The organism is Kitasatospora sp. NPDC094016 (genome assembly GCF_040304045.1).
In the GTDB taxonomy this organism is placed as follows: Bacteria; Actinomycetota; Actinomycetes; order Streptomycetales; family Streptomycetaceae; genus Kitasatospora.
In genome coordinates this window covers 97099-111417 of record NZ_JBEOUK010000017.1, presented here as the reverse complement: position 1 = coordinate 111417, position 14319 = coordinate 97099, and the positions used below count along the sequence as shown (strand labels likewise).

Genomic DNA, 14319 nt, shown 5'->3' with positions numbered 1-14319 from the left:
TTGACGCAGCACGACGCAGTGGGTGAGGGCGGCCCGAAGGATCCGGACGACGACTACGGGCCGCCGGACTGGTTCGCCGCCGTGGCGGGGGAGCCGGAGCCGCCGTTCGAGGCGACGCCCCGGGCGCGGTCGCAGTCCCGGAAGGGGCGGCGGCGGGAGCGATCCTCCGCCGCACAGTGGGCATCCGGCCCGGAGCCGGAGTTCGACCGGGCGCCGACCCGGGCGGTGCGCGGCGCGGCGCCCGGGTCGGTGCCGGCGGAGCCGACGGTGGACGAGCTCGGGCTGGTCTCCGCCTCCGAACTGCCCACCGGCCGCCGCAGGCGGCGCTCGGCACTGGCGGCCGAGGAGTTCGACGAGGCCGGCTCCGCGACGGCGGGCGACGGCCGGGGCGAGGCAGGGGCGGTCGGTCACGGGGGTGTGACCGCCCCGGCCCCACGCATCGGTGCCGGCGCGCGTCGTGGGCGGCGCACCGCGGCCGGGCGCTCCGCCGGGCGCGTCTCGGACGAGGCGGGCGCTCCGGGTGACGAGCAGGACCCCTCCGCCCGTACCGGCCGAACCGCGCGGAAGCGGGCCGGAGTCGAGGAGACGGCCGATCCCGAGGCCCGCGCCCGCGACATCTGCCTGCGGCTGCTCACCGGCGCGGCCAAGAGCCGCAAACAGCTCGCCGACGCCCTGCGCAAGCGGGAGATCCCGGACGACGTCGCCGACGAGGTGCTCACCCGGCTCGAAGAGGTCGGGCTGATCGACGACGCGGCCTTCGCCGCGGCCTGGGTGGAGTCCCGGCACGCCGTCCGGGGGCTGTCCCGGCGGGCGCTGGCCCAGGAACTGCGCACCAAGGGCGTGGCCGCGGACCTGGTCGAACAGGCCGTCGCCCAGCTCGACCACGACGACGAGACCGAGGCCGCCCGGGCACTGGTGGACCGCAAGCTGCGGTCCACCCGGGGGCTGGACCCGCAGGTCCGGATACGGCGGCTGGTCGGCGTGCTGGCCCGGCGCGGCTACTCCGAGGGGCTGGCGTTCCGGGTGGTGCGGAGCGCGCTGGACGAGGAGGAGCCGGGCGAACCGTCGGGAACCGGGAGGGCCTGGTGACCGTCCGGTAGCTATTGCGCAGACTTCTTGGTCCAGTCCAGGTCGAGTCTTGACCGTTTCGTGACCCGCACCTAGCCTCGCACTCAGTGCGGGGGCGCTTCCGGACGGCGGTCCACGCCGGGCGGCGGACAGCGGTGACGGGGAGTGGGCGGCATGAGGATCTCTGCGGGCACCGGACCGGACGCCTCCCTGCTGCCACTCGCCGGGTCGGCCGGCGCCGTTCTGCTGTTCCTCGCCGTCCTGGTCGGGCTGCTGGCCAAGCGGCTCCGGGCCGCCCAGCGGCGCGCCGGCGTCGAGGCCGAGCGCGTCCGCGGCTGGGCCGAGCAGCAGACCTCCCGGCAGCGGGCCGAACTCGCCCGGCGCGAGGAGCAGTTGGCCGATGAGCTGCGCCGGGTCCGGAGCAGGGAGGACGAACTCGCCGCGCGCTCCGCCGATCTGGAGCGCACCCGGGGCGAGGCCGAGGCGCTGGTGACCCGCCGGGTGGCGGTGCTGGAGCGGGCCGGCGGACTCTCCGCCGAGCAGGCCCGCGCCGAACTCCTGCGGGAGGCCGCGACCACGGCCCGGCGGGAGGCCGCGGTCACGGTCCGGGAGATCGAGCGCGAGGCCAGGGAGGAGGGCGAGCGCCGGGCCCGGGGCATCCTCGCCGGGGCGATCCAGCGGCTGGCGACGGTGCAGACCGCCGAGACGGCGGTCACCGTCCTCCGGCTGCCGAGCGAGGACATGAAGGGCCGGATCATCGGCCGCGAAGGCCGCAACATCCGTGCCTTCGAGGCGGTCACCGGCGTCAACCTGATCATCGACGACACCCCCGCGACGGTGCAGCTCTCCTGCTTCGACCCGGTCCGCCGGGAGACCGCCCGGCTCACCCTGGAACAACTGGTCGAGGACGGCCGGATCCACCCGACCCGGATCGAGCACGTCCACGAGCGCAGCCGCGAGGAGGTCGAGCAGTGCTGCGTCCGGGCCGGTGAGGACGCCCTGCTGGACGCCCGGGTCGGCGGGATGCACCCCGAACTCGTCCGCACCCTGGGCAGTCTGCGCTACCGGGTCTCGTACGGGCAGAACGTGCTCGGGCACCTGCTGGAGTCCGCGCACCTGGCCGGGATGATGGCCGCCGAGCTCGGGGTGGCCCCGGAGCCGGTGCGGCGGTCGGCGCTGCTGCACGACATCGGCAAGGCGCTCACCCACGAGGTCGAGGGCAGCCACGCGGCGGTCGGCGCGGACTTCGCCCGCCGGCACGGGGAGTCCCCGGAGGTGGTGCACGCGATCGCCGCGCACCACGGCGAGGTGGAGCCGCGCACCGTGGAGGCCGTGCTGACGCAGGCCGCGGACGCCTGTTCGGGCGGGCGGCCCGGGGCGCGCAAGGAGTCGCTGGAGGTGTACGTGCGGCGGCTGGCGCGGCTGGAGGAGATCGCCCGCGCGCACGAGGGCGTGGCCGAGGTGTACGCCATGCAGGCGGGGCGCGAGGTGCGGGTGATGGTGCGGCCGGAGGAGGTGGACGACCTCGGGGCGCAGCTGATCGCCCGGGAGGTCGCCCGGCAGGTCTCCGAGGAGCTGACCTATCCGGGCCAGATCCGCGTGACGGTGGTCCGGGAGAGCCGGGCCATCGCGGTGGCGAGTTAGGCCCTGTCCGGCGCACGCCCAGGGCGCGCGCCAGGGGTGCACGCCCGGGACTACGTGCGGGGTGAGTCCACCTGCTGGGGCGCCTGGCGGGCGGCGGGCTCCGGCGCGGGGTCCTGGTCGGGCTCGGGTTCGGGTGCGCCGGCGAGCGGGGCCGGCCCGCCCCGGGCGCGGTCGGCGAGCGCCAGCAGGTCCTCGGCGGCGGCGCCCTGGGTGGCGCCGACCAGGTGCCCGTCCGGCCGGATCAGCAGCACGGTGTGCGGGCCGGCCTCCGGGTACTCCTCGGTGACCAGCACCTCGGCGGGCACCGGCAGCGCGGCGGCGACCTCGGCGAGCCGGGGCATCAGGCCGGCGCCCAGCCAGTGCTCGGCGGACCAGACGGCGGTGCCGGGGGCGACCAGCAGCAGCAGGAAGGTGACGCCGAGCCGGGCGTGCAGGTGGTCCGGGGTGCCGTCGGCGGCGAGCACCGGAAGGTCCGGGACGAGCACGCCGGGGGCGGTGGCCGGCAGCAGTTCGCTGAGCGAGGTGGTGCCGCGGGCACCGCGCTGGACCGGCACCCGGCCGGGGACGCCCGAGGGCGCGGCCGGGTAGGCGGGCGCGCCGCCGAAGCGGCCGGTGCCGAGTTGTCCGTCGGCGAGCAGCGGCGCGTGCTTGCGGAAGCCGCCGACCAGCAGCGAGCGCCGGGTCTGCTGCCAGCCGCGCAGCGGGCGCAGCAGCGGCATGGACTGGTCGACGGCGCGCAGCCGGGCGCCGACCGCGCCGCGCCGTTCGGCCTCGTAGCCGTCCAGCAGGGAGCCTCCGGGCTGCGGGCCGCCGGAGTGGAGGTGCCAGGCGAGGGAGAGCCGCCAGGCGAGGTTGTCGGCGTCGCGCAGTCCGTCGGCCAGGTTCTGCATGCCGAGCGCGCCGTGCAGGTGGGCGGCGTCGCCGGCGAGGAAGCAGCGGCCGCTGCGGAACCGGGCGGCGAGGCGCTGCTGGGCGGTGTGGTCGGCGGCGGCGAGCAGGTCGAAGCGGGGGAGTTCGCCGCACCAGCCGGTGAGGGTGGCGGTGACCCGGGTGAGCAGGGTGTCGCCGGTGACGACGCCGGGCCAGGTGGCGTGCGGGTCGACGGCTTCGGTGGGGGCGGGCCGCCCGGGGGGCAGCCGCCAGTCGAGCCGCCAGACGCCGTCCGGCAGCGGGCGGGCGGAGGCCTCGCGGTCGCCGCGCCACGGGGGCTCGCGGTGCAGCCGGGCCTCGTGGAAGGGCAGGTCGACCCGGACGGTGGCGATGGCGTTGCGGTCGACGGCGGGGCGGCCGGGGAAGCGGATCTTCAGGAGTTTGCGGACGGCGGATCTGGCACCGTCGCAGCCGACCAGGTGGCTGCCGCGCCACCAGGTGCTGGAGCCGTCCTGGGTGCCGTGGGTGCGGACGCTGACGCCGTCGCGGTCCTGTTCGAGTTCGACGACCCGGCTCAGCGGGACCAGCCGGACCAGCGGGGTGCCGGTGAGGGCGTCGCGCAGGCCGCGCTGGAGGCGGTGCTGGGGCAGGTGGAAGGCGGGGGAGTCGGTGAGGTCGATCCGCAGCACCTCCTGGCGGCGGCGCCAGACGGTGAAGGAGTCCCAGAGGGCGGAGTCGGAGACGGCCCGCGGGTAGCCGATCCGGGTGAGGAAGGCGGCGGTGTCGGCCCCGAGGACGACGCTGCGCGGGCCCTCGGGGCAGAGCCCGGAGCCCTCGTCCAGGACGATGGTCGGCACCTCGTGCCGGGCGAGGGCGAGGGCCAGGGCCAGACCGACCGGTCCGGCCCCGACCACGATCACCGGGTCCATGCGGTGACCTCCGGGCACGAACCGGCCGATGGGCCGGCGTCAGTTACCGCTGCCGCATATGCCGCGTGGATGCTCCCGGGAGGTGTCACGAAGAGCAATGCAACAGTTCACCTGCGTGTGCGTCAAGCAGCAGCTGAAGTGCGCCGGTTCGCGCCGCGACGGCCGCGCGCTTCGATCCACCGGGCGAGGGCGGTCAGCAGCAGGCACATGGCGATGTAGATCGGACCGATCACCAGCACCACGGGGATGTAGGGGAAGCCCGCGGCGTTGATCGGCTGGCTGGCGATCGCCTTGCCGACGAACAGCAGCTCGTGGAAGGTGATGACGAAGCCGAGCGAGGTGTCCTTCAGGGTGACGACCAGCTGGCCGATCATCGAGGGCAGCATCGAGCGGATCGCCTGCGGCACCAGGATGCCGGCCATCACCTGGGTCTTGCGCATGCCGAGGGCGTAGGCCGCCTCGGCCTGGCCGCGCGGGACGGCGTTGACGCCGCTGCGGATGATCTCGGCCTGCACCGAGCCGTTGTAGAGGGTGAGTCCGATGACCAGCGCCCACATCGGCTCCTTCGCGAAGAACGCGTAGTAGAGCGCGACGATGAGGATCAGCAGCGGCATCGCCCGGAAGAACTGGACGAAGCCGACGGCCGCCCAGCGGACCGGCTTGTGGTCGGAGAGCTGCCCGGCGGCGAGCAGGCCGCCCAGGGTGAGCGAGAACAGCGCGGCCAGGCCGAAGGCCTCCAGGGTGGAGAGCAGGCCGTCCACGATGCGCTGCTGGACGGTGTTGTACTGGAACGCGTCCCACATGAGCGGGTCGAACTGGCCGTTGTCGGAGAGCGCGGCGAGGACGTACCAGAGCAGGGCGGCGACGCCGATCAGCGCCAGCACCCCGAACAGTCGGTACCGGGTGCGGGCCCGCGGGCCGGGGGCGTCGTAGAGGACGCTGGCCGTGGGGGTGCGGGTGAAGAGGTTGCTCATCGGGCCACCGCCAGTCGGGATTCCAGGACGCGGAACAGCGTGGCGACCGTGGCACTGATCACCAGGTAGGCGCAGGCCACCCAGAAGAAGATCCCGAAGATCGCGTAGCCGCGCTCGGAGAGGGTCTGCTGCACGCTGTACAGCTCGCTGACGCTGAATGCGCCGGCGATCGCCGAGTTCCTCGGCAGTGCGATGAACACACTGCTCAGCGGGGCCAGGACGGTCCGGGTGGCCTGCGGCAGGATGATCAGGGTGAGGGTCTGGCCGAAGCTCATGCCGAGGCTGCGGGCCGCCTCGGCCTGCCCGAGCGGCACGGTGTTGATGCCCGAGCGGATCACCTCGCAGACGAACGAGGCGGTGTAGCCGCCGAGCGCCAGCACCGCGAAGGTGAGGTGGCTGAAGTGCACCCCGAGCGGCGGCAGGCCGAAGGTGACGGCGAAGAACAGCAGGGTCAGCGGGGTGTTGCGGAACAGCGTGACCCAGGCGGTGCCGAAGGCCCGCAGGACCGGCACCGGGGAGACCCGGAAGGCCGCCAGCAGGGTGCCCAGCAGCAGGGCGAGCAGGGCGCTGAGCGCGCTCAGCTCGATCGTCTGCAGGAAGCCGTCGCGGAACAACGCGAAGTTGTCCTGCTCGAACAGGAACCCCATCCGGCGGCCCTCCTCTCATCAGATGGTCAGGACGGATGGTCGGGCGTGGACCGGATCAGTAGCGTTCGAGGGCCGGCACGGCCGGCGCGGCGGAGCCGGACGCGCCCAGGGTCGCGTCGTAGGCCTTCTTCCAGTCGCCGTTGTCCTCGTGGGCCTTGAGCGCGTCGCTGATGGCGTTGCGCAGGACCGCGTCGTCCTTGTTGAGACCGACGCCGTAGTTCTCCTTGGTGAACGGCTTGCCGACCACCTTGAGCTTGGGGGCGTACTTGGAGGCGTAGCCCTTGAGGATCGCGTCGTCGGTGGTGACCGCGTCGACCTCGCCGGACAGCAGCTTCTCGACGCAGGCCGAGTAGGTGTCGAACTGCGTGATCTTCGGGTTGTACTGCTGGATGTTCTTGATCGAGGTGGAGCCGGTGGCGGTGCAGATGTTCTTGCCGCCGACGCTCTCCGGGCCGGTGATCGAGGTGTTGTCGGCCTTCACCAGGAAGTCCTGGCCGGCGATGTAGTACGGGCCGGCGAAGGAGACCGTCTTCTTGCGCTCGTCGTTGATGCTGTAGGTGCCGACGTAGAAGTCGATCTGGCCCTTGGCGATGGCCGGCTCGCGCTGCGAGGAGACCAGCGTCTGCCACTTGATCTGCTGCGGGCTGAAGCCGAGGTCGGCGGCGATCATCTTGGCGATCTCGATGTCGAAGCCGCTGCGGTCGCCGCTGGCGACGTCCTCGAAGCCCAGGAACGGCTGGTCGGCCTTGGCGCCGATGATCAGCTGGCCGCGCTTCCTCGCCTCGGTGAGGATCGCCGAGTCGATCTTGACGTCGGTCTTGACCGTGTAGGTGGGCAGCGCCGGGGCGTTGCCGCTGCTCGCGGCGGTGGCGCCGGGGGTGCCGTCCTTGCCGCAGGCGGCGGTGGCGGTGAGCGCGACGGCACAGAGCGCGACGGCGAGGGTGCGACGAGTCCTCATGAGGGTTGTTCTCCTGGGAGCTGGGCCACGGCTAACCGGGCTCTGGCGTCTGGAAGGTGCGTGCACGGGCAGGGCCGCCCGGCGTCCTTGCCGGTGGCGGCCTCGCGTGGTCTCGAAGCGTCAGTGGTGGAGGATCTTCGAGAGGAAGTCCTTGGCACGGTCGGAACGCGGCGCGGTGAAGAAGGCGTCCGGGGTGTTCTGTTCGACGATCCGGCCGTCGGCCATGAACAGCACGCGGTTGGCGGCGGAGCGGGCGAAACCCATCTCGTGGGTGACCACGACCATCGTCATGCCGTCGGCGGCCAGCTGGCGCATGACCTCCAGCACCTCGTTGACCATCTCCGGGTCGAGGGCCGAGGTGGGCTCGTCGAAGAGCATCACCTTGGGCTTCATCGCCAGCGCCCGGGCGATCGCCACGCGCTGCTGCTGGCCGCCGGAGAGCTGGGCGGGGAATTTGTCCGCCTGCGCGCCGACGCCGACCCGCTCCAGCAGTGCGCGGGCGGTCTTCTCGGCCTGCGCCCGGGCGATCCCGCGCACCTTGACCTGGCCGATGACGACGTTCTCCAGCACCGTCTTGTGCGCGAACAGGTTGAAGCTCTGGAACACCATGCCGACCTCGGCGCGCAGCCGGGCCAGCTCCTTGCCCTCGGCGGGCAGCGGGCGGCCGTCGATGGTGATCGTGCCGGAGTCGATGGTCTCCAGCCGGTTGATCGTCCGGCAGAGCGTCGACTTGCCGGAGCCGGACGGCCCGATCAGGACCACGACCTCGCCCTGGACGATCTTCAGGTCGATGTCCTGGAGGACGTGCAGCGCTCCGTAGTGCTTGTTCACGCTGCTCAGCACGACCAGGGGGGCGGCTGCAGGGGTGGAGTCCTCGACCGGATTCTCGGCCATCGCGCCTGCTCCCTCGTGTCGGCCCGTGAAAGTCTGAACTCCCTTGGGCGGCAATGGTGGTACGAAATCCGGGAGCCGCGACCGGCGGAGCCGCAGCCCCCGGTGGGCCGACCATAGGAGTGATGACGACGTGCCGTCAGCCGATCTGAGCGGAACTTGAGGATCACGAAACGGCCACACGCTGCTCGCGGGCTGTTCGCCGGGGCGCCAACGGGGCATGTGACAGCGGGCGTCCGCTCCGGCGCGCCCCGCCCGGTGGCAGCCGTCGGGCGACCGAGCCTGGCGCCGGGCCGCCCACTGGCTCATACTGCGCAGGACCGGGGCCCGACCGGGCGGTCCCGGCGATCAGGTGGGGGAAGGAGGAGAACAGGATGCGACTGCTGCTCGTCGAGGACGACGAACGCGTGGCCGCCGCGCTGGTCGCGGTACTGGGCCGGCACGGCTTCCAAGTCCGGCACGCCCGCAGCGGGCACGAGGCGCTGGACGCCCTGGTGCCGGACGGGAACGACCCGTACCGGGTGGTGCTGCTCGACCTCGGGCTGCCCGACCGCGACGGCTTCGAGGTGTGCAGCCGGATCAGGGCCGGCAGCGGCGTCCCGGTGATCATGGTCACCGCCCGCGCCGACATCCGCTCCCGGATCCACGGCCTCAACCTGGGCGCCGACGACTACGTCACCAAGCCCTACGACATGGGCGAGCTGCTCGCCCGCATCCACGCGGTGGCCCGCCGCGGCGCCGCCCCCGCCTCGGTGGCGGTGCCCGCGCCCGACGCCGTCCCGCAGCAGCGCGGTCCGCTGGAGTCCCGCGGCATCCGGATCGACCGGGAGCGCCGCCGGGTCAGCGTGGACGGCCGGGACGTGCCGCTCACCCGCAAGGAGTTCGACCTGCTCGCCCTGCTCGCCCAGAGCCCCGGCGTGGTCTACCGGCGCGAGCAGATCTTCAGCGAGGTCTGGCGCAGCGGCTGGGAGGGCAACGGGCGCACCCTGGAGGTGCACATCGGCTCGCTGCGCAACAAGCTCGCGCTGCCCGGCCTGGTCGAGGCCGTCCGCGGCGTCGGCTACCGCCTGATCCCGGAGTCCCCGGCGCCCGCCGCGGACCCGGCCCCGCCCGCCCCCGCGGAGCGCTGACCGCACGTGCGCACCCGCCTGCTCGGCATCCTGATCGCCCTCATGCTCTGCGTCCTGGCCGCCCTGGGGCTGCCGCTCGCGGCGGCGGTCGCGGCGGCCGAGCAGAGCAAGGTGGTCGTCGACCGGCTCGACGACGCCGCCCGCTTCGCCCAGGACCTGCCCACCTCCGGCCCCTCGGCGGTGGAGTCCGCACTCAAGGGCGACCCGGAGCCCGCCCCCGGCGACGTCAGCCGCCGGCACGCGATCGACGCCGAGGTCCGCCGTTACCACGACCTGTACGGCGTGCGGCTGGGCATCTTCCAGCGCGACGGCGTGCCGATCGCCGCCGCCCCCGCCGACTGGCGGGTGCCCCCCGGCGGCTGGGGCGCGCAGGCCTTCCAGGAGGCGCTGGACGGGCGGCGCAGCCACAACCCGCCCCAGGTCTGGCCGTGGACCGACGACCGCACCCTGACCGTCGCCACCCCGGTGGTGCGCGACGGCGACGTGGTCGCGGTGGTGCTCAGCGAGTCCCCCACCGGGGCGCTGCGCACCCGGATCCTGCACAGCTGGCTGGTGATCGGCGCCGGCGAGGCCGCCGCGATGATCGTCGCGGTGCTGCTGGCCGGCCGGCTCACCGAGTGGGTGCTGCGCCCGGTCCGCACCCTCGACCGGGCCACCCACGACATCGCCACCGGCCGGATGGCCGCCCGGGTCGCGCCGGGCGGCGGCCCGCCCGAGCTGCAGCGGCTGGCCCGCTCGTTCAACGAGATGGCCGACCACGTGGTGCTCGCCATGGACCAGCAGAAGGCTTTCGTCGCGGACGCCTCGCACCAGCTGCGCAACCCGCTGGCGGCCCTGCTGCTGCGGGTCGAGGTGCTCGGTCTGGAACTGCCCGAGGGGCACGAGGAGGAGCTCGGCGGCGTCCGGGAGGAGGGCCTCCGGCTGGCCCGGGTGCTGGACGACCTGCTGGGCCTGGCCACCGCCGAGCACGCCCGCCCCGAACCCGAGCAGACCGACCTCACCGCGCTCACCCTGGCCCGGGTCGACGCCTGGCGGCCGGTCGCCGAGCAGCGCGGGATCGAGCTGCGCTGGGAGGGCCCGGCGCTCGCCGTCGGCATGGCGGACCCGATCGGCTTCGGCTCCGCCCTGGACGCCGTGCTGGACAACGCGCTCAAGTTCGGCCCGGCCGGCAGCGCGGTGCGGCTGAAGGTCTCGGTGCGCCGGGACGAGGTCGCGGTGACCGTCACGGACGCCGGGCCCGGCCTCGCCGAGGACGAGCTGCCCCGCGCCGGGGACCGCTTCTGGCGCAGCCCGCGGCACCAGAACGTGGACGGCTCCGGGCTCGGCCTGTCGATCGCCCGCACCCTGCTGGCGGCGGGCGGCGGTTCGCTCGCCTTCGCTCCGGTCCAGCCGACCGGGCTCGCGGTGACGTTGGCGGTGCCGCGGCCGGAGAAGCGGTAGCCCGGACGGCTTCAGGGCTCTGTATTCAGGGTTTCACCGAGCGGTAGTAGCGGGCCGCGCCCTCGTGCAGCGGGAGCGGGTCGGTGTAGACGGCGGTGCGCAGGTCGACCAGCTGGGCGGCGTGCACCTGGGCGCCGATCTGGTCGCGGCTGTCGATCACCGCCCGGGTCATGCCCTCGACCAGGCCCGGGTCCACGTCGTCCCGGGTGATCAGCAGGTTGGGCACGGCCACGGTGGCGACGGCGTCCTTGGGGTCGGCGTTCGGGTAGGTGCCCTTGGGCATGGTGGCCGCCCGGTAGGCGTCGGTGCCGCCGCCCTCCATCTTGTGGATGGCCCCGGCGAGGTCCCCCAGCGGCACGACCCGCATCCGCATGTGGTCGGACAGGTCGGTGAGGGCGCTGGTCGGTAGGCCGCCGGACCAGAAGAAGGCGTCGAGCTTGTTCTCCCGCAGCTGGTCGGCGGCGTCGCCGACGCCCGCCGACACCGGGACGATGTCGTGGTCCGGGTCCAGGCCGGCCGCGGCCAGCAGCCGCCTGGTCACCAGGTTCACCCCGGACTGCGGCAGGCCCACGCCGACCCGCAGCCCCTTGAGGTCGGCCGTGCGGTGCACCGTCGAGGAGGACGGGACGATCAGCTGGAGGTAGTCGTCGTACAGCCGGGCGATCGCCCGCAGCCGGTCCTTGCCCGGGCCCTGGTAGTCGGCGACGGCGTCGGCGGTGGCGATCGCGAAGTCGTCCTGGCCGCTGGTCACCCGGGCCAGGTTGTCGATCGAGCCCTCGGTGTTGTCCAGGGCCAGCCGCACCCCCGGCATGGCCTTGGCGACGTGGGCCTCCAGCAACTGCCCGTACCGGTCGTAGACACCGCGCTGCACACCGGTCGCGAAGCGCGTCTCACCGCGCGGGTAGCCGGGCGAGCGGCCCGCCGACAGCCACCAGCCGCCCAGCCCCGCGACCAGCAGCGCCAGCACCAGCACCGTCCGCCACAGCGGGCTGCGGGCCGCGGTGCGGACGGCGGCGCCGAGACGGGACGGGGTGGTGGGGGTCATGCAGGGATACTGCCAGGCGCTCCGCCGGAACGGGAGGGGAAACGGTGGGGGAAAAGCGCTTCGCGGCTGCCCGTACCCTGGTCTGGTGAGCGGTGAGAGCGGATTGAAGAGCTACAAGGTCGTCACGTACGGCTGCCAGATGAACGTCCACGACTCCGAGCGGCTGTCCGGCCTGCTGGAGGACGCGGGTTACGTCAAGGCCGGGCAGGACGGCGACCCGGACCTGGTCGTGTTCAACACCTGCGCGGTGCGGGAGAACGCCGACAACAAGCTGTACGGCAACCTCGGGCAGCTGGCGCCGGTCAAGAGCCGCCACAAGGGCATGCAGATCGCCGTCGGCGGCTGCCTCGCCCAGAAGGACCGCGACACCATCGTCCGCAAGGCACCCTGGGTCGACGTGGTGTTCGGCACCCACAACATCGGCCACCTGCCGGCGCTGCTGGAGCGGGCCGCGGTCGAGCGCAAGGCCCAGGTCGAGATCCTGGAGTCGCTGGAGACCTTCCCCTCCACCCTGCCGACCCGCCGCGAGTCCGCGTACGCCGCGTGGGTCGCCATCTCCGTGGGCTGCAACAACACCTGCACCTTCTGCATCGTCCCCGCGCTGCGCGGCAAGGAGGAGGACCGCCGCCCCGGCGACGTCCTCGCCGAGATCGAGGCGCTGGTGGACGAGGGCGTCATCGAGGTGACCCTGCTCGGCCAGAACGTCAACGCCTACGGCTCCGACCTGGGCGACCGCGAGGCCTTCTCCAAGCTGCTGCGCGCCGCCGGCCAGATCGAGGGCCTGGAGCGGATCCGCTTCACCTCGCCGCACCCGCGCGACTTCACCGACGACGTGATCGCCGCGATGGCCGAGACGCCGAACGTGATGCACCAGCTGCACATGCCGCTGCAGTCCGGCTCGGACACCGTCCTCAAGGCGATGCGCCGCTCCTACCGCCAGGAGCGCTTCCTCGGGATCATCCGGAAGGTCCGCGAGGCCATGCCGGACGCGGCCATCTCCACCGACATCATCGTGGGCTTCCCCGGCGAGACCGAGGAGGACTTCGAGCAGACGATGCACACCGTCCGCGAGGCCCGCTTCACCAACGCCTTCACCTTCCAGTACTCCAAGCGCCCCGGCACCCCGGCCGCCGAGATGGCGGACCAGGTGCCGAAGGCCGTCGTGCAGGCCCGCTACGACCGGCTGATCGCCCTCCAGGAGGAGATCTCCTGGGAGGAGAACAAGAAGCAGGTGGGCCGCACTCTGGAGATCCTGGTCGCCGAGGGCGAGGGGAAGAAGGACGACAGGACCGACCGGCTCTCCGGCCGCGCCCCCGACAACCGGCTGGTGCACTTCACCAGGCCGACGGAGCCGGTGCGCCCGGGCGACCTGGTGACCGTCGAGATCACCTACGCCGCCCCGCACCACCTGCTCGCCGAGGGCCCGTCGCTCGCGGTGCGCCGCACCCGGGCCGGCGACGCCTGGGAGAAGCGCCAGGCCAAGCCCGCGGCCAAGCCGGCCGGGGTGATGCTCGGCCTGCCGGGCATCGGTGCCCCGGCCGCGCTGCCGCTGGCCGCTCCGGCGGGCGGGGCCTGCTGCGGCGACTGACGGCCCGCTCCCCGAACGGGGCCCGTTCCTGGAACGGCGGCCCGCTCCTCCACCGGCGGCCCGGCGGGACTTCGAGTCCGGCCGGGCCGCCGTCGCCGTTTGGCTAGAGTGATCCGCATGCTGGTAGCCGCCGCCGTGTGCCCCTGTCCGCCGCTGCTCGTCCCCGAGGTCGCCGCCGGGGCGGCCGCCGAACTGGACCCGTTGCGGGCCGCCTGCGACGAGGCCCTGGCGGCCCTGGTCGCGGCCGGGCCGCAGTTGGTCGTGGTGGTCGGCGCCGGGCCGGAGGCCGAGGTGTGGACCGAGGGCGGGGCCGGTTCCTTCCACCGCTACGGGGTGCCGCTGGTCGCCAAGCTGCCCGGCGGCCGGGTCGAGGGGCCGGAGCTGGCGCCCTCGCTGACGGTCGGCGCCTGGCTGCTGGAGCGCGCCGGGGTGACGCTGCCGACGCACGCCTGCGCGGTGCCCGCCGACGCGCCCGCCGACCGGATGCTCGGGCTCGGCCAGGGTCTGGCCCAGCTGGCCGACCGGGTCGGCCTGCTGGTGGTGGGCGACGGCAGCGCCTGCCGCTCGGTGAAGGCGCCCGGCTACCTGGACGAGCGCGCCGAGGGCTTCGACGCCGACCTGGCCGCCGCGCTGGGCTCCGCCGACCTGTCCGCGCTCGCCGCCCTGGACGCCGGCCTGGCCGCCGAGCTCAAGGCCGAGGGCCGGGCGCCCTGGCAGGTGCTGGCCGGCGCCGCGGAGGGCGCCGGCCTCACCGCGCGGCTCGGCTACCAGGACGCCCCGTACGGGGTCGGCTACGTCGTGGCGTCCTGGAGCTGATCGCAGCGCGGGGCGTCAGGTCCGCGGCGTCTGGCCGTTGCCGCCGGCCGGCCCCTCCTCGCCCGGCTTCGGCTTGTGGGCGAAGTCGTCCACCGCGCCCTTGGCCTTGCTGGCGCCGTGCTCGATCTTCTCGCTGTACTTGCCCTTGGTCGCCTTGTCGATCGCGCCGCCGGCCTTGTCCACCGCGTGCTCGATCTGCTCGCTGTGCTTGCCGGCGAGCTCACTGGCCTTGCCCTTGAGCTCTTCGGCCTTGCCCTTGAGGTTGTCCATCAGACCCATGGCGATCTCACCCTTTCGTCCCTGTCTCCTGCCCAACGTC

Annotated in this window: 13 protein-coding genes; 6 read left to right on the top strand and 7 right to left on the bottom strand. The window is 73.7% G+C overall.

The annotated features are described in order from the left end of the window. Both recX and rny read left to right on the top strand, forming a co-directional pair. Window positions 1–1089 carry a recombination regulator RecX gene (gene recX / locus ABT015_RS18425; protein WP_502897345.1) on the top strand — a complete coding sequence of 363 codons (1089 nt, stop codon included), beginning with the start codon at window positions 1–3 and terminating at the stop codon, window positions 1087–1089. Between the two features lie 153 nt (window positions 1090–1242). Continuing rightward, window positions 1243–2712, top strand: a complete 1470-nt coding sequence (gene rny / locus ABT015_RS18420; protein WP_350880189.1) for a ribonuclease Y — start codon at window positions 1243–1245, stop codon at window positions 2710–2712. A 50-nt stretch (window positions 2713–2762) separates the two neighbouring features. Here rny and ABT015_RS18415 read toward each other — a convergent pair whose 3' ends face one another. The 5 genes from ABT015_RS18415 to ABT015_RS18395 all read right to left on the bottom strand — a co-directional run bounded on the left by ABT015_RS18415 (window position 2763) and on the right by ABT015_RS18395 (window position 7984). Next, window positions 2763–4511 (bottom strand): FAD-dependent monooxygenase, encoded by a 1749-nt coding sequence (locus ABT015_RS18415; protein ID WP_350880187.1) that lies wholly within the window; start codon window positions 4509–4511, stop codon window positions 2763–2765. Between the two features lie 122 nt (window positions 4512–4633). Then, complete coding sequence (locus ABT015_RS18410) at window positions 4634–5485, bottom strand: amino acid ABC transporter permease (protein WP_350880185.1); 852 nt, start codon at window positions 5483–5485, stop codon at window positions 4634–4636. Continuing rightward, window positions 5482–6132: an amino acid ABC transporter permease gene (locus ABT015_RS18405; RefSeq protein WP_350880183.1), complete on the bottom strand. Its 651-nt coding sequence runs from the start codon at window positions 6130–6132 to the stop codon at window positions 5482–5484. Before ABT015_RS18405 ends, ABT015_RS18410 begins: the two co-directional genes overlap by 4 nt. A gap of 55 nt (window positions 6133–6187) precedes the next feature. Beyond that, entirely contained in the window at window positions 6188–7090 is a 903-nt protein-coding gene (locus ABT015_RS18400; protein WP_350880181.1) for a glutamate ABC transporter substrate-binding protein, read from the bottom strand. Between the two features lie 120 nt (window positions 7091–7210). Beyond that, complete coding sequence (locus ABT015_RS18395; RefSeq protein ID WP_350880179.1) at window positions 7211–7984, bottom strand: amino acid ABC transporter ATP-binding protein; 774 nt, start codon at window positions 7982–7984, stop codon at window positions 7211–7213. 371 nt (window positions 7985–8355) lie between these two features. On the opposite strand from ABT015_RS18395, the gene ABT015_RS18390 reads away from it, so the two are divergent. Together ABT015_RS18390 and ABT015_RS18385 are read left to right on the top strand one after the other, a co-directional pair. Further along, window positions 8356–9111, top strand: coding sequence for a response regulator transcription factor (locus ABT015_RS18390; RefSeq protein WP_350880177.1), 756 nt, complete (start codon window positions 8356–8358; stop codon window positions 9109–9111). 6 nt (window positions 9112–9117) lie between these two features. Then, window positions 9118–10551 carry a sensor histidine kinase gene (locus ABT015_RS18385; RefSeq protein ID WP_350880175.1) on the top strand — a complete coding sequence of 478 codons (1434 nt, stop codon included), beginning with the start codon at window positions 9118–9120 and terminating at the stop codon, window positions 10549–10551. Between the two features lie 25 nt (window positions 10552–10576). On the opposite strand, the gene ABT015_RS18380 is transcribed toward ABT015_RS18385, so the two are convergent. Further along, on the bottom strand, window positions 10577–11596 hold the full coding sequence (locus tag ABT015_RS18380) for a TAXI family TRAP transporter solute-binding subunit (RefSeq protein ID WP_350880173.1): 1020 nt from the start codon (window positions 11594–11596) through the stop codon (window positions 10577–10579). 85 nt (window positions 11597–11681) lie between these two features. On the opposite strand from ABT015_RS18380, the gene miaB reads away from it, so the two are divergent. Together miaB and ABT015_RS18370 are read left to right on the top strand one after the other, a co-directional pair. Then, a complete protein-coding gene (gene miaB / locus ABT015_RS18375) occupies window positions 11682–13184 on the top strand; it encodes a tRNA (N6-isopentenyl adenosine(37)-C2)-methylthiotransferase MiaB (protein WP_350880171.1) in 1503 nt (500 codons plus the stop codon). Between the two features lie 117 nt (window positions 13185–13301). After that, entirely contained in the window at window positions 13302–14000 is a 699-nt protein-coding gene (locus ABT015_RS18370) for a class III extradiol dioxygenase subunit B-like domain-containing protein (protein WP_350880169.1), read from the top strand. A 15-nt stretch (window positions 14001–14015) separates the two neighbouring features. On the opposite strand, the gene ABT015_RS18365 is transcribed toward ABT015_RS18370, so the two are convergent. Beyond that, complete coding sequence (locus ABT015_RS18365) at window positions 14016–14279, bottom strand: antitoxin (protein ID WP_350880167.1); 264 nt, start codon at window positions 14277–14279, stop codon at window positions 14016–14018. Window positions 14280–14319: the final 40 nt, after the last annotated feature.